This is a genomic window from Microbispora sp. GKU 823, from assembly GCF_002027145.1.
GTDB classification, from domain to species: Bacteria; Actinomycetota; Actinomycetes; order Streptosporangiales; family Streptosporangiaceae; genus Microbispora; species Microbispora siamensis.
The window spans coordinates 1-18,398 of sequence record NZ_MWJN01000046.1 but is presented as its reverse complement, the minus strand read 5'-3'; the positions used below and the strand labels follow the sequence as shown (position 1 = coordinate 18,398).

15 protein-coding genes and 1 pseudogene are annotated in these 18,398 nt (G+C 72.0%); 6 read left to right on the top strand and 10 right to left on the bottom strand.

The annotated features are described in order from the left end of the window. The first annotated feature begins 26 nt into the window (after positions 1-26). Both B1L11_RS23590 and B1L11_RS23585 read left to right on the top strand, forming a co-directional pair. Positions 27-1,628 (top strand): glycoside hydrolase family 10 protein, encoded by a 1,602-nt coding sequence (locus B1L11_RS23590; RefSeq protein ID WP_079316507.1) that lies wholly within the window; start codon positions 27-29, stop codon positions 1,626-1,628. A gap of 125 nt (positions 1,629-1,753) precedes the next feature. After that, positions 1,754-3,904, top strand: a complete 2,151-nt coding sequence (locus tag B1L11_RS23585; RefSeq protein ID WP_143737488.1) for a hypothetical protein — start codon at positions 1,754-1,756, stop codon at positions 3,902-3,904. A 30-nt stretch (positions 3,905-3,934) separates the two neighbouring features. Here B1L11_RS23585 and B1L11_RS23580 read toward each other — a convergent pair whose 3' ends face one another. Further along, entirely contained in the window at positions 3,935-4,486 is a 552-nt protein-coding gene (locus B1L11_RS23580; RefSeq protein ID WP_218671266.1) for an HIT domain-containing protein, read from the bottom strand. A gap of 229 nt (positions 4,487-4,715) precedes the next feature. On the opposite strand from B1L11_RS23580, the gene B1L11_RS23575 reads away from it, so the two are divergent. Further along, the gene (locus B1L11_RS23575) at positions 4,716-5,237 is read left to right on the top strand and encodes an Asp23/Gls24 family envelope stress response protein (protein ID WP_079316504.1); all 522 of its coding nucleotides are present in this window, start codon (positions 4,716-4,718) and stop codon (positions 5,235-5,237) included. Positions 5,238-5,333: 96 nt separating this feature from the next. Here the strand turns inward: B1L11_RS23575 and thrS are convergent, their stop codons facing one another. Both thrS and B1L11_RS23565 read right to left on the bottom strand, forming a co-directional pair. Further along, positions 5,334-7,310 carry a threonine--tRNA ligase gene (gene thrS, locus B1L11_RS23570; protein WP_079316503.1) on the bottom strand — a complete coding sequence of 659 codons (1,977 nt, stop codon included), beginning with the start codon at positions 7,308-7,310 and terminating at the stop codon, positions 5,334-5,336. A 148-nt stretch (positions 7,311-7,458) separates the two neighbouring features. After that, positions 7,459-9,758, bottom strand: a pseudogene (locus B1L11_RS23565) (phosphoketolase). Positions 9,759-9,845: 87 nt separating this feature from the next. Here B1L11_RS23565 and B1L11_RS23560 point away from each other — a divergent pair. Beyond that, positions 9,846-10,352, top strand: a complete 507-nt coding sequence (locus B1L11_RS23560) for a MarR family winged helix-turn-helix transcriptional regulator (protein WP_079316502.1) — start codon at positions 9,846-9,848, stop codon at positions 10,350-10,352. 60 nt (positions 10,353-10,412) lie between these two features. Here the strand turns inward: B1L11_RS23560 and B1L11_RS23555 are convergent, their stop codons facing one another. Beyond that, on the bottom strand, positions 10,413-10,985 hold the full coding sequence (locus B1L11_RS23555; protein ID WP_079316501.1) for a TetR/AcrR family transcriptional regulator: 573 nt from the start codon (positions 10,983-10,985) through the stop codon (positions 10,413-10,415). Here B1L11_RS23555 and B1L11_RS23550 point away from each other — a divergent pair. Next, a complete protein-coding gene (locus B1L11_RS23550; protein ID WP_218671265.1) occupies positions 10,962-12,020 on the top strand; it encodes an SDR family NAD(P)-dependent oxidoreductase in 1,059 nt (352 codons plus the stop codon). The two genes, B1L11_RS23555 and B1L11_RS23550, sit on opposite strands and share 24 nt — an antisense overlap. A gap of 84 nt (positions 12,021-12,104) precedes the next feature. Here B1L11_RS23550 and B1L11_RS23545 read toward each other — a convergent pair whose 3' ends face one another. From B1L11_RS23545 to B1L11_RS23535, 3 genes are all read right to left on the bottom strand, one after another. After that, positions 12,105-13,070 carry a sensor histidine kinase gene (locus B1L11_RS23545; protein WP_079316499.1) on the bottom strand — a complete coding sequence of 322 codons (966 nt, stop codon included), beginning with the start codon at positions 13,068-13,070 and terminating at the stop codon, positions 12,105-12,107. After that, positions 13,067-13,942, bottom strand: a complete 876-nt coding sequence (locus B1L11_RS23540) for an MEDS domain-containing protein (protein WP_079316498.1) — start codon at positions 13,940-13,942, stop codon at positions 13,067-13,069. Before B1L11_RS23540 ends, B1L11_RS23545 begins: the two co-directional genes overlap by 4 nt. Positions 13,943-14,080: 138 nt before the next feature. Beyond that, positions 14,081-14,629 (bottom strand): helix-turn-helix domain-containing protein, encoded by a 549-nt coding sequence (locus B1L11_RS23535; RefSeq protein WP_256862823.1) that lies wholly within the window; start codon positions 14,627-14,629, stop codon positions 14,081-14,083. A 56-nt stretch (positions 14,630-14,685) separates the two neighbouring features. Here B1L11_RS23535 and B1L11_RS23530 point away from each other — a divergent pair, with 56 nt between their 5' ends. After that, positions 14,686-15,846: a pyridoxal phosphate-dependent aminotransferase gene (locus B1L11_RS23530; protein WP_079316496.1), complete on the top strand. Its 1,161-nt coding sequence runs from the start codon at positions 14,686-14,688 to the stop codon at positions 15,844-15,846. Positions 15,847-15,998: 152 nt separating this feature from the next. Here the strand turns inward: B1L11_RS23530 and B1L11_RS23525 are convergent, their stop codons facing one another. The 3 genes from B1L11_RS23525 to B1L11_RS47060 form a co-directional block, all read right to left on the bottom strand. Then, on the bottom strand, positions 15,999-16,988 hold the full coding sequence (locus B1L11_RS23525; protein WP_079316495.1) for a DUF523 and DUF1722 domain-containing protein: 990 nt from the start codon (positions 16,986-16,988) through the stop codon (positions 15,999-16,001). Positions 16,989-16,990: 2 nt separating this feature from the next. Further along, positions 16,991-17,512 (bottom strand): RNA polymerase sigma factor, encoded by a 522-nt coding sequence (locus B1L11_RS23520; protein ID WP_079316494.1) that lies wholly within the window; start codon positions 17,510-17,512, stop codon positions 16,991-16,993. Positions 17,513-17,624: 112 nt separating this feature from the next. Further along, a partial coding sequence (locus B1L11_RS47060) for a MerR family transcriptional regulator (protein WP_079316493.1) occupies positions 17,625-18,398 on the bottom strand: 774 nt, incomplete at its 5' end.

Here is an 18,398-nt window from a genome sequence, read left to right as displayed (position 1 = left end):
TACTGGCAAATCGGAGGGGTAGCCACGTGACCGAGCGGGGACAGGTCATCCGCCCGTTGATCGCGACCACCGTGATCGCCGCCGTCGCAGTCGGAGCCGCGTACACGCTCGGCCCCGGCGCCCAGGCCGAAAAGGTCGGCGCGGAGAAGGCCGGCCGTACGGCGGCGGCGAAGGCGACGCGGCAGCAGGTCGAGGCGGAGACGCTCACGGCGGCGGACACGTGCGCCACCAGCGCGAAATACCCCAAGCGCCAGCTTCGCGGCGTCTGGATCGCCACCGTGCACAATCTCGACTGGCCGTCGAAGCCGGGGCTGTCGCCCGACCGGCAGAAAACCGAATATGTGAATATCCTCGACAACGCGGTCAAGCGTCACCTGAATGCGGTGTTCTTCCAGGTGCGGCCCGCCTCGGACGCGATCTACCGCTCGTCGCTGGAGCCGTGGTCCCAGTGGCTCACCGGCACCGCGGGCAAGGACCCGGGCTGGGACCCGCTGCCGTTCCTGGTGGACGAGGCCCACAAGCGCGGCCTGCAGTTCCACGCGTGGTTCAACCCCTACCGGGCGGCCGACTCGGCCTCCTCCACGCTGCCCGCCGGGCACCCGGCGCGCCTGCATCCCGACTGGACCGTCAAACACGAGGGCAAGCTCTACTACAACCCCGGCCTGCCGCAGGTGCGCGACTGGGTGACCAAGGTGGTGACGGACGTCGTCAAGCGCTACGACGTCGACGGCGTCCACTTCGACGACTACTTCTACCCCTACCCCGGCCAGGGCACGCGGTTCGCCGACCAGGCCGCGTACAAGAAGTACGGCAAGGGCCTGACCCTGGCCGACTGGCGGCGGCGCAACGTCAACCAGCTGGTCGCCCAGGTCTCGCAGGCGGTGCACACGGCCAAGCCGTACACCGCCTTCGGGATCAGCCCGTTCGGCATCTGGCGCAACAGGACCGAGGACCCGGCGGGCTCGGCCACCAAGGGCATGTCGGCCTACGACTCGATCTACGCGGACGCCAGGGCGTGGATCAAGGCGGGCTCGGTCGACTACGTGATGCCCCAGCTCTACTGGCCCAGGGGCTTCGCCGCGGCCGACTACTCCGTGCTCGCCAAGTGGTGGGCCGACGCGGTGAAGGGCACCGACGTCGACCTCTACATCGGGCAGGCGCTCTACCGGGTGGGGGCCGCCGACACTCCGGCCTGGACGAAGGCGGGCGAGCTGCCGGCCCACCTCACGCTGAACCGCAAGTATCCGGAGATCTCGGGCGACGTCTACTTCAGCGCCGCACAGCTGGTGAAGAACCCGATGGGCGTGCTCGACCGGATCGTGAAGAGCCACTACGCCCGCCCGGCGCTGCCGCCGGTGCTCAGGGAGGGGTCCGCCCCCGCCGCCCCGCGCGGGGTCAAGGCCGCCGGCGGGACGCTGACGTGGCAGGCCCAGCCGGGCGCCCAGGCGTACGGGATCTACCGGGTGACGGGCAAGGACGCCTCCTGCGCCACGGCGGACGCGCGCAACCTGGTGGCCGTCGTGCCGGCCTCGCAGGCTCCGTCGTACGCCGCCGGCGCCCCCGGCACCTACTACGTCACCGCCGTCGACCGCGTCGGCAACGAGAGCCCAGCGACCCGGGCGGCCTGACCCCGGCCCAGGGGCGCCATCCCTGGGCAGGGCGGGTCGTCGCGGATTGCTGCGCGGACATCGACGACTCCGGTAGCGTGGTCGCGAGTTTTTTCAAGATCACGTACGGGGGCTGGGGGTCGCCGGTGAGTGGCACGTGGGTGAAGCGCGCGGTCGTCGCCATCGTGTTCGGCGTGTCGGTCGCGGCCTCCGCTCCCGCGGCGGCCGCGTCCGCCGCCTTCGCGGCCTTTTCTGCCGGGCCGGAGACGGCGGCCGGTGAACGGGTCGTGCTCGTCGGAATCCCCGGCCTGATGTGGAGCGACATCACCCCGGCCGACACCCCGAACCTCTGGCGGCTCGCCGGCGAGTCCGCCCTCGGCTCCCTGTCGGTGCGGGCCGTACGCAAGGACACCTGCCCGTACGATGCCTGGCTCACGGTCTCGGCCGGGGTGCGGTCGGCGGTGGGGGGAGCGTGCGGCATGGCCCCCACGCCCGAGGCCGCCGGCGAGGGGGCGGTGGTCCCCGAGTTCTCCTGGCTGTGGGAGGTGCGGGAGCAGCGCGACGCGGGCACGCTCGGGCAGGCCCTGCACGCGGCCGGGCGGACGACGATGGCCGTCGGCCCGGGAGCGGCGCTCGCGCTGGCCGACCGCGAGGGCCGGGTGGACGTCTACGCCCCCTCCCCCGCCGAGGTCACGCAGTGGTCGCGCGGCGACGTGGTCGCGGTGGAGATCCCCGACCTCGTCGCGCCCTACATCTCCGGCGACCGGCTGAGCGACGTGCCCGAGCGCCTGTCGGCCGACGCGCGGCGGGCCGCGGCGCGGGCGGCCGACGCGAAGCTGGGCTCGTTCCTGCCGCGGCTCGGATCGGCGACGGTGCTGGTCGCCGGGCTCTCCGACCACGGCTCGGCCCCCCACCTCAGGGCCGCCATGCTGCACGGCCCTGACAGCGGCACGGCGGGGACACTCGGCGCCCGGTCCACCCACCGCGACGACATGATCATCGTTCCGGATCTCACCGCCACGATCCTGGCCAGGACCGGGGTGGCCGCTCCCCCGGCCGTCGTCGGCGTGCCGGTCGAGACCCACGCGACGGGCGGAAACCTGGACGAGCGCGTGACGGCCCTGCGCACCGCCGACGTCGCCGGGCAGACGATCCGCGACACGACCGGCGTCTTCTTCACCACGCTCGCCGTGCTCCAGGTGCTCTTCTACATCACCGCGTTCCTGCTGCTGCGCCGCCGCGACGGGCTGCCCGCCGTACGGGCCGCCGCCGTGGCGCTCGCCTCGATCCCCGTCTCGACCTACCTGGTCAACCTCACCCCGTGGGCCCGTACGGCGCAGCCCGCGGTCACGCTCTTCGCCGCGATCGCGGCGATCACCGCGGCGCTGACCGTGGCGGCCCTCGCCGGCCCGTGGCGGCGCGGCGTGCTCGGGCCGCTGACCGTGATCGCGGCGGTGACCGCGGCCGTGCTGCTCGGCGACCTGCTGACCGGCACGCCCCTGCAGCTCAACAGCCTGATGGGCTACACGGGCGTGGTCGGCGCCCGCTACTACGGCCTGGGGAACATCCCCTTCGCGTTGCTCGCCACCGCCGTGCTGCTCGTCACCACGGCCGCCGCCGACCGGCTGGTCAGAGCGGGCCGCAAGGCCGTCGCGGTGGCCCTGGTCGCCGCGCTCGGGGCCTTCGCCATGCTGCTCGACGGCTGGCCGGGCGTCGGCAGCGACTTCGGCGGCGTCATCGCCTTCGTCCCGGGCATCGCGGTCACCGCGCTGATCGTGGCGGGCAGGCGGGTGTCGATCGTCAAGCTGGGGGCCTTCTGCGCCGCGGGCGGCGTGCTGGTGATGGCGATCGCCTACCTCGACTACCTGCGTCCCCCGGCCAGCCAGACGCACCTCGGCCGCTTCGTGGGGCAGGTGGCCGACGGCACGTTCCTGCCGGTGATCTCCCGCAAGCTCGGGGCGATGCTCTCCACGCTGCTCAGCCCCAACCTGATGCCGGTGGTGCTCGCCGCGTTCGCGTTCCTCGTCTTCGCGCTGCTGCGGCCGGGGGCGGCGAGCGCCGGCGTCCTGCCGATCGCGTTCGAACGGGCGCCCATGCTCAGGGCGGGCCTGCTCGGCGCGCTCGTGAGCGGCCTGGTCGGCATGCTCGTCAACGACTCGGGGGCCGCGGTGCTGTCCATGGCCCTGGCTCTGGCCGTGCCGCTCGTCCTCAGCGCGGGCATCCGCGCCCTGCAGCACGGCGAGCCGGTCCCGGCCGCGGGGTCGCCCGGCCCGCCCGCGAGCCCCGCCGCGGCCTGACACCCTTTCCGGCGCTTGGCCGAGGAACGGTCAGGAGGCGGCGGGCCAGGCGTCGGCGAGCAGGTCGCGGGTGTCGCGCAGCAGTTGCGGCAGCACCTTGGTGCGCCCGACCACCGGCATGAAGTTGGTGTCGCCGCCCCACCGGGGCACGACGTGCTGGTGGAGGTGGGCGGCGATGCCCGCGCCCGCCACGCCGCCCAGGTTCATGCCGACGTTGAAGCCCTGCGCCCCGCTCGCCTTGCGCAGCGCCTGCGTCGCGCGCTTGGTGAACTCGGCCAGCTCGGCCGTCTCGGTGCCGTCGAGGTCCGCGTAGTCGGACACGTGCCGGTAGGGACAGACCATCAGGTGCCCGGAGTTGTACGGGTAGAGGTTGAGGACGGCGAACACGGCCGATCCCCGGGCCACGATCAGCCCGTCCTCGTCGGAGAGCTTGGGAATCTCACAGAACGGGCAGCCGTCATCCTCGCCGGATCCGCTGGGCTTGTTCTCGCCCTTGATGTAGGCCATCCGGTGCGGGGTCCACAGACGCTGGAAGCTGTCGGGAATCCCGGCGCCCGCCTGCTCGATCGGCTCTGAATCCACGTCCGCGATCTCCTCCGCTCCCGTTGCCCCCGTGCACTGTCACCTTTGGTACTGGGCACTGGCAGCAGCATATGACCTCGCGGATCTCCTCTCACCGGCCGGGTTGCGCAGTCACCGGCAGGGTGGCCACGACCGGCGGCCCGCCGATATCCGCGGACGCCGGACGGCCTGCTCGGTCATCGGGCACAATGCACCTGCCGGACGCCCCCACCCCCCGAGGAGCCGTCACATGAGCGAGGCCGCCGCCGTCGAGGAGCGCGTGGAAGAACAGCCCGACGCGTACGCCGAGGGGAGCCTGGACGAGCCGGGCGGCGTGGAGCCGCCCGAGCCGGTGGAGACCCCCAGGCCCGAGACGCCGACCGCGAACGTCCTCAAGGGCCGGATCAAGGTCGCCGACGAGGTGGTGGAGAAGGTCGCCGCGCTTGCCGCCCTGGAGATCCCCGGCGTCGCCGACCTCGGCGGCGACTTCGAGCGCGCCTTCGAATCCGTACGCGACCGCATCGGTGTGGGGAGCAAGCGGGCGACCCAGGGCGTGCAGGCCAGGATCCAGGACCAGCAGGTCTCGGTCGACGTGACCATCGTCATCGTGTACGGCCACGTGGTGATGGACGTCGCCACCGAGGTCAAGGTCAACGTCGCCCGGTCGGTGAGCCGCATGCTCGGCATGCAGGTGGTCGAGGTCAACGTGACCGTCGACGACGTCCGCCTCCCCGGTCAGGGCTCCCCCGCCGAGGCCGCCCCGGCCGCCTGAGCCCGCCCCGGGAGCTCCTCGGCCGTCCCGCTCCGCCAGGAGAAGCCAGAACGCGGGAGCCCCGGGTGGGGCGCCCGCGTTCGGGGTGGTGGGCCGTCAGACCTGGATGCGGCGGCGGACGGCGTCGACGATCTCGTCGATCGCCTCGTCGATCGGGACGCCGTTCTTCTGCTCGCCGTTGCGGTAGCGGAAGGAGACGGCGCCCGCCGCGATGTCGTCGTCGCCCGCGAGCAGCATGTACGGCACCTTGGCCTTCTGGGCGTTGCGGATCTTCTTCTGCATGCGGTCGTCGCTCTCGTCGACCTCCACCCGGATGCCGTGCTCGCGCAGCCGCTTGGCGACGTCCTGCAGGTAGGGCACGTGGGCGTCGGCGATCGGGATGCCGACGACCTGCACCGGGGCGAGCCACGCCGGGAAGGCGCCGGCGTAGTGCTCGACCAGCACGCCGAAGAACCGCTCGATCGACCCGAACAGCGCCCGGTGGATCATGACCGGCCGCTGCCGGGTGCCGTCGGGAGCCTGATACTCCAGTCCGAAGCGCTCGGGCAGGTTGAAGTCGAGCTGGATGGTCGACATCTGCCAGGACCGGCCGATCGCGTCCCGGGCCTGCACCGAGATCTTGGGACCGTAGAAGGCGGCGCCACCCGGGTCGAGGACCAGTTCCAGCTTCTCGGACTCGGCCACCTCCCGCAGGGTCTGGGTGGCCTCCTCCCACGTCTCGTCGGTGCCGACGTACTTCTCCGGGTCCTTGGTGGACAGCTCCAGGTAGAAGTCCTCCAGGCCGTAGTCGCGCAGCAGGTCGAGCACGAACCGCAGCAGCGAGGTGAGCTCGTCGCGCATCTGCTCACGGGTGCAGTAGATGTGCGCGTCGTCCTGGGTGAGTCCGCGTACGCGGGTCAGGCCGTGCACCACGCCCGACTTCTCGTAGCGGTAGACCGTGCCGAACTCGAACAGCCGCAGCGGCAGCTCGCGGTAGGACCGCCCGCGCGCCCTGAAGATCAGGTTGTGCATCGGGCAGTTCATCGGCTTGAGGTAGTAGCGCGCGCCCTCCAGCTCCATCGGAGGGAACATGCCGTCGGCGTACCAGTCGAGGTGGCCGGAGATCTTGTACAGGTTGTCCTTGGTGATGTGCGGGGTGTTGACGAAGGAGTAACCCGCCTCCTCGTGCCGGCGGCGGGAGTAGTCCTCCATCACCCGGCGGATCACGCCGCCCTTGGGGTGGAACACCGGCAGGCCCGAGCCCAGCTCGTCGGGGAACGAGAACAGGTCGAGCTCGGCGCCGAGCTTGCGGTGGTCGCGCTTCTCGGCCTCCTCCAGGAACTTGAGGTACTCGTCCTGCTTCTCGCGCGACTCCCAGGCGGTGCCGTAGATGCGCTGGAGCTGCGGGTTCTTCTCGCTGCCCCGCCAGTAGGCGCCGCCGGACCGCATGAGCTTGAAGGCCGGGATGACCCGGGTGCTCGGCAGGTGCGGCCCCCGGCACAGGTCCTTCCAGCACAGCTCGCCCGTCTTCGGGTCGAGGTTGTCGTAGATGGTGAGCTGGCCGCCGCCGACCTCGACGCTCGCGCCCTCGGCGGACTCCGCGGCGCCGCCCTTCAGCCCGATCAGCTCCAGCTTGTACGGCTCGGCGGCGAGCTCCTCGCGGGCCTCGTCGTCGCCGACCGGACGGCGGCGGAAGGTCTGCCCCTGCTTGACGATCTCGCGCATCCGCTTCTCGATGCGCTTGAGGTCGTCGGGGGTGAACGGCTCGCGGACGTCGAAGTCGTAGTAGAAGCCGTTCTCGACCGGCGGGCCGATGCCGAGCCTGGCCTCGGGGAAGATCTCCTGGACGGCCTGGGCCATGACGTGCGCGGTGGAGTGGCGCAGGATGGCCCGGCCGTCGGGGCTGTCGATCGCGACGGGCTCGACCACGTCGCCCTCGGCGACCTCGGTGGCCAGGTCGCGCAGCTCGCCGTTGATCCGGGCGGCGATCACCGACCTGCCGTCGGCGCCGAGCGCCTCCCCGGCCGTCGTACCCGCCGCCACCACGCGCTCGGCTCCGGCGAGGGTGATGCGTATCTCAAGGGCGGCGGACACGGTTGCTCCTTAGGACAGGGTCGATGCGTGGACCTCGGTGGCCGCGCGCGCACGAGGCGGCGGCTCCGGTCGCATCCGATGCTACCGGTGCCGCCGCCCCCGAATGGCGGTGATGCGCCGCGCCCGCCGCCGGACTCGTCCTCCGGAATCAGTAAGGCCACGTCCAGTCGCGGATCTCGGCCGGGTCCTCGCCGAACTCGCGGGTGTGGGCGCGGGCGCGCAGCCGGGCGTCGGCCATGCGCTGGCGCAGGTGGGCCGCCCTGCTGCCCAGCCCGGGCACCCGGTCGATCACGTCCATCACCAGGTGGAAGCGGTCGATGTCGTTGAGCATCGCCATGTCGAACGGCGTGGTGGTGGTGCCCTCCTCCTTGTAGCCGCGCACGTGCAGGTTGTCGTGCCCGGTACGCCGGTAGGTGAGGCGGTGGATCAGCACGGATAGCCGTGGAAGTTGAAGATGATCGGCCGGTCCGTGGTGAACAGCGCGTCGAACTCGGCGTCGCGCAGGCCGTGCGGGTGCTCGGAGGCCGGCTGCAGCCGCATGAGGTCGACCACGTTGATCACCCGGATCCGCAGTTCGGGCAGGTGCTCGCGGAGCAGCGCGGCGGCGGCCAGGGTCTCCAGCGTGGGCACGTCACCGGCGCAGGCGAGCACGACGTCGGGGTCGGTGCCCTGGTCGGTGGAGGCCCAGTCGAGGATGCCCAGCCCGCGGGTGCAGTGGACGATCGCCTCGTCCATGCTCATCAGGTCGAGCACGGGCTGCTTGCCCGCCACGACCACGTTGACGTAGTCGCGCGAGCGCAGGCAGTGGTCGGCGACCGACAGCAGGGTGTTGGCGTCCGGCGGCAGGTAGACGCGGACGACCTCGGCCTTCTTGTTCACCACCACATCGAGGAAGCCGGGGTCCTGGTGGCTGAAGCCGTTGTGGTCCTGGCGCCAGACGTGGGACGACAGCAGGTAGTTCAGCGAGGCGACCGGCCGCCGCCAGGGGATCTTGCGGGAGGACTCCAGCCACTTGGCGTGCTGGTTGAACATCGCGTCCACGATGTGGATGAACGCCTCGTAGCAGTTGAACAGCCCGTGGCGGCCGGTCAGCAGGTAGCCCTCCAGCCAGCCCTGGCACTGGTGCTCGCTGAGCACCTCCATGACCCTGCCTCGGGGACCGAGGTTCTCGTCGGTGGGCAGCAGGGCGGCCTCCCACTCCTTGTCCGTCGCCTCGAAGACGGCCGACAGGCGGTTGGAGGCGGTCTCGTCCGGGCCGAGCAGCCGGAAGTTCGCCGGGTTCGCCGCGATCACGTCGCGCAGGAACGCCCCGAGGACCCGGGTCGGCTCGCTGGAGGCCGCCGCCGGGGCCTTGACCTCGACCGCGTAGTCGCGGAAGTCGGGCAGCACGAGCGGGCGCAGCAACTCCCCGCCGTTGGCGTGCGGGCTGGCGCTCATCCGCAGCGGCCCGTCCGGGACCGTCCGCGTGATCCTCTCGACCGGCCGTCCGTCGGCGTCGAAAAGCTCTTCCGGCCGGTAGGAGCGCATCCACTCCTCCAGGGCCTCCAGCCGGTCTGGCCGGTTCCGTACGTCGGTCAGCGGAACCTGGTGGGCGCGCCAGGTGCCCTCGACCGGGAGCCCGTCGACCTCACGCGGCCCGGTCCAGCCCTTCGGCGTACGCAGGATGATCATCGGCAGCGGGCCGCCGTCGGCCATCTGGTCGAAGACGGTGTCGAGGGTCGCGGCCATGAGCTCGTGCATCTCCACCGGCTCCTGGCCGGAGACGATGTGCGGGCGGTAGCCGTACCCCTCGAAGAGCTTGATCAGCTCGTCCTCCGGGATCCTGGCCAGCACGGTGGGGTTGGCGATCTTGTAGCCGTTCAGGTGCAGGATCGGCAGGACCACCCCGTCGGTGTCCCGGTTGAGGAACTTGTTGGAATGCCAGCCGGTGGCGAGCGGGCCGGTCTCGGCCTCGCCGTCGCCGACGACGCAGGCCACCACCAGGCCGGGGTTGTCGAAGGCCGCGCCGTACGCGTGGGACAGGGCGTAGCCGAGCTCGCCGCCCTCGTGGATGGAGCCCGGGGTCTCGGGGGCGACGTGGCTGGGGATGCCGCCGGGGAAGGAGAACTGGCGGAAGAGCCTGCGCATGCCCTCGGCGTCCTGGGTGACGTGGGGGTAGCGCTCGGTGTAGGTGCCTTCGAGCCACGCGTGGGCGACCGCCGCCGGGCCGCCGTGACCGGGGCCGGCGATGTAGATCATGTCCTGGCCGCGCTCCCGGATGATCCGGTTGAGGTGGGCGAAGCAGAAGTTGAGCCCGGGCGTCGTGCCCCAGTGGCCGAGCAGTCGCGGCTTGACGTGCTCGGGGCTGAGCGGCTCGGTCAGCAGCGGGTTGTCCATCAGGTAGATCTGGCCGACGGACAGGTAGTTCGCGGCCCGCCAGTAGGCGTCGATGTTCCCGTATGCGTCCATGCCCCTGACACTTTCCCAGCAGTAGCGGCCGAACCAGGGTCTTTCGCCCACAAATCAGCGTGCCCACCGACCGGTAGTCTTGGCGCCATGTCCGGCACCCGATGGCTCGACCCGGAGGAGCAGCGCACCTGGCGCGCCTACCTGCGGACGAGCCAGCTCCTCCAGGAGGCCCTCGAACGGCAGTTGCAGCGAGACTCGGGCATGCCGCACGCCTACTACATGATCCTCGTGGTCCTCTCCGAGTCTCCCGGGCGGACCATGACGATGACGGAGCTGTCCGCCATGCTCCAGTATTCGGTCAGCCGCCTGTCCCACGCCGTCTCCCGGCTTGAGGAGAAGGGCTGGGTGCGGCGGCTCAAGCGGCCGGAGGACCGGCGCACGACCGTCGCAGAGCTCACCGACGAGGGCTTCGCCGCCCTCGTGGAGGCGGCGCCGGGCCACGTCGAGGAGGTCCGCCGGGTGCTGTTCGACCCCCTCACCCCCGGCCAGGTGCGGCAGTTCGGCGAGATCCTCGACACGATCCTCTCGGCCTTCGAGTGCCAGAGGGCCGCGGAGGCCGAGCGTTCCCGCGAGCTCGACGCCGCCGCCCAGTGAACGGCCGCCGCCGAGGGCTACCGCTGATTCCCGTACGGATCCTTCACCGGGCAAGCCTCTTCAGCGCAGCAGGAGATCGATGGCTACCTCCAGTCGTTCGAGGTAGACCTCCCGTGATGTGACCTGATGCTTGAGGCCGATCGAGGCGCTGATCATCGTCTGCGCGACAGGGGGAGCCGCCTCTCGTCCCGACGTGATGGCGATCGCGTCTGTGATCAGTTCCTCGAAACGTCGCCGCGAGGTCTCGATGATCTCTCCGAGGAGGTCGGGATTGTCCTCGATGACCATCGCGACATCGCTCGTCAGCGGGCCGATGTAGCGGCCCGCCCACTGATCGAACGCTTCGACGAGGCGCTCCGAAAGAGGTCGGCCGGTGTCGGCCAGGACGTGTTCGACCGCTGTGATATCGCGATTCAAGGCCTGGGTGACCGCCGCACGGAACAGAGTCTCCTTCGAGGAGAAGAGGAAATAGAGCCCGGGCCGGGAGATGCGCGCCGCCCGCGCCACCTCCTCCATCGAGGTCTTCCGGTAACCGAATCGCGCGAACGTGACCATCGCGGAGTCCAGAACCATGCTCCGACGGTCGGTATCGGCGACTGTCGATGGCGGGTGACCGACCTCGGGACTGCTCATGAAACGAGCATACGAGCGACCGGCGCACTATACAAACTAAGTCTAGTGTGTATAGTCACCGCTGTGACCATGCGCAAACTCATCTCCACGCCCTTCACCTCCTCCAGCACCGCGGACGAGGTGCTGCGGGGCGTCGACCTCACCGGCGTCCGCGCGATCGTCACCGGAGGTTCCTCCGGAATCGGCACCGAGACCGCTCGTGCGCTGACCTCTGCCGGAGCGGAAGTGACGCTCGCCGTCCGGAACACGACCGCGGGTGACGCCGTCGCCGAGACGATCGCGAAGTCGACCGGAGGGATCCGGCCCCGAGTCGTCCGGCTCGACCTCGCCGACAGGAGCACCGTCAGGCGGTTCGTCGACGCATGGAACGGTCCGCTTCACCTGCTGATCAACAACGCGGGCGTGGTCACCGGTGGCCTCGAACGTACGCGTGAGGGCTGGGAGCTGCAGTTCGCGACGAACCATCTCGGCCACTTCGCCCTGGCCACCGGCCTGCACGACGCCCTGGCCCTGGGAGCGATCGACCGTGACGGAGCACGGATCGTCTCGGTCAGTTCGACCGCGCACATGCGTTCCGGCATCGACTTCGACGACCTCCACTTCGAGCGTCGCAGCTACGACCCGCAGATCGCCTACGCCCAATCGAAGACGGCGAACTCTCTTTTCGCCGTCGAGGCGACTCGCCTCTGGGTCTCCGACGGCATCGTCGCCAATGCGGTGAACCCCGGCGGTGTCGCGACGGGACTGCAGCGCAACTTCACAGCGCAGCAGAAGGCATCGCTCGACGCGGCCGAGGCCGCCGGAGTCTTCACCTACAAAACGGTCGAGCAGGGAGCCGCCACCAGCCTCGTCGCGGCCGTCGCCCCGGAGTTCGCTCACACCGGAGGCCACTACCTCGACGATTCACAAGAGGCTTACACCGTGCCGGACGACGCCGACCTCGCGCAGCACCCGCACGGTGTCAAGGAATGGGCGCTCGACCCCACTGCCGCCAAGCGCCTCTGGACGGTCTCGACCGACCTGCTCCGCGTCTGACTTGACCCTCTCGATGCCGCAGCAAGCGATAGGAGTCAGCCTGCGCGGCCTCGAAGCACACAGGCGGCACGCCGGCGGGCGGCCTCAGCGCGCAGCCGTCCGTCGCCTGACGGCCGGCTCCCGCTCGGGCGACAGGGCGAAGTGGAGGCGGATGCTCGTCCCCCGCGAGTGCCGGTGAATGCGGACCAGGTCCGCGAACTCGTGGGCGATGAGCAGGCCGCGTCCGTGGGTGGCGTGGTCGGGAGGCGGCACCCGCCCGGCGAGCGGGTCGGCGATCCGGCCGCCGTCGTCGATCTGGCACACCAGCGTCCCGTGCTCGGTCCAGACCGTCACCGTGCCGGTCCCGTCGGTGTACTCCCCGGTGTTGGTGGCCAGCTCGTTCACGGCGATGAGCATCTCGCTCAGGCGCCGCCCCCCGAGCCCGGCCGCGAGGGCCTCGCGGGTCAGGAACGCGCGCAGCGCCGGCAGAGCCCGCAGGCCCTCGAAGCGGTAGGCCGCCGCGGCCGGCGGAGGGGCGGGCAGCGGGACGTCGAACGCGGCGGCGGTCTCGATCGGGTCGGTGTAGGCCGGGCTGTCCCAGACGCCGGTCGCGTCCTGCATGACGGGATGGGTCCGGTGCGCGTCGGCGACCGCCTCCGGGTTCAGCCGCGCCACGTCGTACGGGCACAGGATCGCGGCCTCCTCACCGGCGAAGACCGCGTTGATGAGGGCCTCGTGCTGGGCGCAGGCGGGATACTCGATCTCGCTGCGCCCGTCCCAGATGGGCTCGCCGATGATCCAGACGCGCCGGCCCGCGTGCTCGCGCAGGAAGGCGAGCAGGACCGACGGGATGATCCGCCCCGGGTTCCGGCCCGCGACGCTCATGTCCCGGAAGACGACCCGATGGGCGTCGCTCCCGAGGCGGGCCCGGATCAGCTCGCCGTTGCCGCCCGGCACGGCGACCATCGCGGGCTCCTCGGCGGCCAGAGCCTGCCGGAGGAAGGCGGCGCATCCCGCGGCGTACTCGTCCTCGTCCCGGTACAGCAGCCCGATGTGGTCGAACCCGGTCATGCCGTCGCCTCCGCCCAGTCGACGGCTCCAAGGATCTCCTCGCCGCCCATCACCCGTAACAGCCGGGCGACCTGAGGTGGGCACCCGACCACTCTGATCCCTCCGGGAAGGGCACGGTGGCCCTCGATCAGCAGCCGTGCGACCCCCGCGTCGGCGAAGCGCAGCCCCGACAGGTCGACGGTCAGCGGTCCGGGCGCGTCCGGCAGGTCCTCCCGCAGTCCGGCGAGCGTCGCGGCCAGCGCCTCCCGGTTGGATGCGTCGACCTCGCCGGCGAGCGCGAGGCCGGGTGGAACGGCCGTCCGCCGCATGCGCAACAGCGGGACCCAGCTCTCGTCCGGCCCGGGTCCGAGCCGGGAGGGGTGGGCGGCGGAGATCCGGTCGAGCGCCTCCGGCGGCATCGTCCGCCGGTCGTACAGGCACATGGCGAGAGCGCGGCCGCCGGAGAAGACCCGGTTGACCTCGGCCTCGTACCGGTGGAGGCGCTCGGCGCCGGAGATATCCGAGGCCGCCCAGGCCATGTCGCCCAGCGCCCACAGGCCGGCGTAGCCCGCGTCGAGGGCCTCCGCGAGCGCCCGCCGCCAGCCGTCGACCGCCGCCTCCGGGTCGAAGGAGCCCGACGCCAGGTACGTGTTCCCCGCGGCGTACACGTGCAATGCGCCGGTTTCGCACAGCGCCCGGGCATCGACCCCCTGGGCCACGAGCTCGTCCACGACCTGCTCCGGGGAGCCGACCGAGAAGTGGACGACCCTGTTGCCGCCGCCGACGCCGGCGCGGACGAAACGGGCGACGGCGGCGAGCCGCTGCTCCTCGTCGTCGTAGACGTTGCACACGTGATCGCCGGCGACCAGCCGGTCGAACAGGGACGGGACCATGCCACCTCACAACACGCCGCCTGGGGAACGCGGCCATCCCAAGGCTATAGGCGTCCCTGCACCGGGCCGTCGCCGCCGATCCCCGGGCACTCCTGGCGGACGTGGCCCCGCGCCGGCCCTGTGGCGGGGGTGGCGGGCTCAGGTGCCGGGCGGATCGGGGTGGAGCATGAGCAGCACGGCCCGGTTGCGCTCGTCGTGGCCCCGGTAGACGTGGGGCCGGGAGGCCTCGAACCGCAGCGAGTCGCCCTCCGACAGGTCCACCGGCGCGTCGGCGGGCCCGGCCGTGATCCGGCCGCCCGTGAGGACCAGGCACTCCTCGACCCCGGGCAGGTGGGCCTGCGACTCCTGCCCGTTCGCGGCCACCTCGATCGCGTAGACCTCCACGGTGCCGCGCAGCCGGATGCGGTGCAGCAGGCGGGCGCCCACGGCGTCGCCGGTCACGGCGGGCCGCTCGTCGTCCGCGCGCACGACCTCCACGACGGGAGCCGGCGGTTCGATCAGCTCCCCCAGTGAGACCTTGAGCGCGGTGGCGAGGGCCCACAGCGTGCCGAGGGTGGGGTTGCCCGCGCCCTGCTCGATGCCGTGCAGGGTCGTCTTGCTGATCCCGCCCGCCGCCGCGAGGTCCGCCAGGGAGATGCCGGCCGCGTTCCGCAGCCGGTGGACGTTGTCGCCGACCACTTGCGCCATGTTCACACGTATCAGCATAGTGGTACGGAGATACCAGTTGAGCGAACGGAGTTACCATGACCGTGTCCCGGCTCCGCGACATCCCCGGCATCGGGGTCGACGCCGTCGGCGACGCCGCCGACGCGGCGGACGATCCGGAGTTGCTGCGGCTGGAGAACCTGGACACCGATCTCCGGCCGCCTGCCGTCGCGATCGAGGCGACCCGGGCCGCACTCGACGACGACGCGGCCAACAGCTATCTGCCGTTCCAGGGCCGCCGCTCCCTGCGTACGGCCGCCGCCGCGCACGTGGGCCGCCTGGCCGGGCGCGCGTACGACCCGGACACCGAGTGCGTCAGCGTCGCGGGCGGGCTCAACGGCGTGCTGAACACGCTGCTCGCCACCGTCGAGCCGGGTCAAGAGGTCGTGCTGTGCGACCCGGTGTACGCGGGGCTGGTCAACCGGGTGCGGCTGGCGGGCGGCGTCCCCCGTTTCGTGCCCGCCGGGGCCACGGCCGAGGGGTGGACGCTCGACCCGGAGGAGCTGGCCGCGGCGGTCACCGGGCGGACCGCCGCGGTGCTGATGATGAGCCCGCTCATGCCGACCGGTCTCGTGCTCGACGACCGCCACTGGGCGGCGCTCGCCGCCGCGTGCGAGCGGCACGACGCCTGGTTGATCTACGACGCCGCGATGGAGCGCATCCGCTTCGACGGCCGGGCTCCGAGCCATCCCGCCGCCCGCGACGAACTGGCCGGCCGCACGATCACCGTCGGCTCGGCGTCGAAGGAGCTGCGGCTCATCGGCTGGCGGGTCGGCTGGGTGGTGGGGCCGGCCGCCGTCCTCGCCGACATCCGCCTGGTCGGCCTCACCAACGTCGTCTGCCAGGTGGGGATCGCCCAGGAGGCGGTGGCGGCCGCCCTGGACGCGCCGGACGCCGAGGCGGACGTGGCGGCGGCCACCGCGGTGTGGGCCCGCCGCCGCGATGCCGTCCTCCGCGAACTGGCCGGCTATCCGGTCGTCCCGCCGCACGGCGGCTGGTCCGCCCTGGTCGACACCCGCCCGCTCGGGCTGACGCCCGCCGAGCTGTCCCGGCTGCTGTTCGACCGGGGGAAGGTCGCCGCCACGCCCATGGACGGCTGGGGCCCTTCGGGGGCGCACTACCTGCGGCTCGTGTTCGCCAACGAGCCGGTCGAACGGCTGGCCGGGCTCGGCGAGCGCTTCCGCCGCGCGATCGGCTGACCTCAGGCCTTGGTTGTGCCGTGCTTTCGGGTTGTGCCGGTCGGTGGACAGGCCGCCGACCGCGGCGGCGGCCGTCACGGCGAGGGCCGTGCGCAGCAGCGTCTTCTTCGATGTGCGTCTCATGGGTCTTCTTCCTTCCCGCCGGCCCGCGCTCATGCGGGGATGTGGTTGCGCAGGCGCAGCGCGTCGGGATACGGGGACAGGTAGGTCTGGTCGCGGACGTACCGCGCCTGGACGACGTGGACGTACTGGGCCGCCGCGCCCCTCGCGTGGTGCCGGAGCAGGGCGAGCGGCACCGCGAGGGCGACCTCGCGGGCCCGGTACGACGCGATCACCTCGGCCAGGTCGGCCCGGCGGACCGGGTCGAGGTCCCGGCCGATCATGCCGAGGCAGTGCTGCAGGACGTTGACGTGACGCCCGACCGTGGCCCTGGTGGCGAGGGCCGCCAGGAACACCCGGCCGTACTCCCGGGCCAGCGCCTCCCGTGGACGCTCGCCCGCCGCGGCCACGAGCCGCCCGATCTCCCGGTACGCCGCGGGCGCGTGGGCGAGGATCTGCATCTTGTGCCGGGCGTGGAAGGCGACCAGGTCGCGGGGGCGCCATTCGCCGGCCAGCAGGGCCCGCAGGCGGGCCGAGGCGAAGATCCGCTCGACGAACGCCTCCCGCAGCACGGCGTCGTGCAGCCGGCCCTCGTCCTCGACGGCCAGTTCGGGGCGGGCGGCGGTGACGGCGGCGGCGAAGATTCCCCTGCCTCGGCGGTCGGCCGCGGCGCCGGACTCGGCGTACACGGGAATTCCGTGCAGCCCGCAGCTCGGGCTCCGCGACTTGAACACGTATCCGTCGACGTCCGCCAGACCGGCGGCACGCTCGGCGGCGAGCGCGGTCATCGGGGCGGTCAGATCCTCGTGCGTCCGGCGCGTGACGAGCCGGGGCCCGTCCGGGGAGCGCTGCAGGCGGAGCGTCTCGCGCGGGGCGCCGAGGCCGATCTCGATCTCGGGGCAGACCGGCACCCAGTCCACGTGCTCCGCGAGCTCCGCGGTCAGGAACCGGTCACGGCTGTGGCCGCCGTTGAACCGTACGGGAGCGCCGAGCAGGCAGCTCGACACGGCGACCCTGGGCCTGATCCCTTCCGCGGGCTCCATGATCAGGCCGCCGGCCGCAGCAGCGTGGACAGGCGGTGCAGGCCGCGTGCCGTACGCGCCTTGATCGTGCCGAGCGGGACCCGCAGGTGCTCGGCGATCTCCCGCTGGGTCAGGTCCCCGTAGTAGGCCAGCTCGATCGCCTGGCGCTGCACCTGCGGCAGCGCGGCCAGCGCGCGCCTGATCCGGTCGCGGTCGGCGAACTCCTCGCCGTCCAGCCGGCCGTCGCGCCCCGCCGGGTCGGGAACCGCCTCCAGCGGGACCGTCGCCGGGGTACGCGCCCTCAGGTGGTCCACCGCCCGGTTGCGGGCGATGCCGAACAGCCAGGCCGTCAGGCTGCGGCCCGGGTCGAAGCGGTGCCGGAAGCGCCACACCTCGGTGAAGACGACCTGCAGGACGTCCTCCACGTCCTGGGGCGGCACGAGTTTGCGCAGGTAGGAGCGTACGGCCGGGGAGTGCACCCGGTAGCACTCCCCCAGCGCTCCCGTGTCCCCTGCGGCGAGGCGGAACTCCAGGGTCTCCTCCATCGGCCCCCCTTGGACAGAAACTTATTCAAAACCTATTCATAGCCGCCCGTGTTCGAGGCGGGCAACCATGGGGGCCGAACGCCGGATCAAAAATGCATTAAAGACGGCGAATTCACCGCAGAGTGGTCATTACCGCCGAGATGGCGTCACGAAACGTGTTCACCCGGACGACGTGCGTAGGCAGGTCGTCCCACCATCCGAGACCGCCGACCACGATGCGGCAGGCGGGGCGGAGCCTCGGCAGAGCGGCCAGCGGGGCGGGGTCGCCCGTCTCCCTGATCTGCGACCACACGAACACGGCAGCGGGGCCGAGGCGGCGCATGGCATCCGACAGCGCGGCGTACGGCGTCCGGGCCCCGAGCACGCGGGCCTCCACCCCGAGCGTGCCGAGCGCGGCGGCCAGCGCGTGGATCGGCAGCGCGTGCTGCTCCTCCTCCGCACCGGCCAGCAGGACGGGACGGGGATGCACGGGCGAGGGCGCACGCGCGGAGAACCGCGCCAGCGCGGCCTGGAGCCGGTCGGAGAACAGGTGCTCGACGTCGATCCCGGTGCCGGTGTCCTGCTGCCTGCGCGTGACGGCCGCGAACACCGGCAGCACGAGCCGCTCCCACGTCCACACGACGCCGTGCGCGGCCAGCGCCGCGTCCAGTCCCGCGCTCACGGTCGCGGCGTCCAGCGCCGTCGCCGCGCGGGCCAGCATGGCCGCCGACAGCAATCCGGGTTCCGCGGCCGGCCGTACGGCGGAGGCGGGCGGCACCGCGGATTCCGGCGGCCTGGGGTGCTCCGACGGCCTTGGGTACTCCGGCGACCGGGGGAACTCGAAGGGCCGGGGATACTCGAACGGCACGGCGGGCTCCGGCCGCCCGGGCGACTCGGGCGGCGCGGC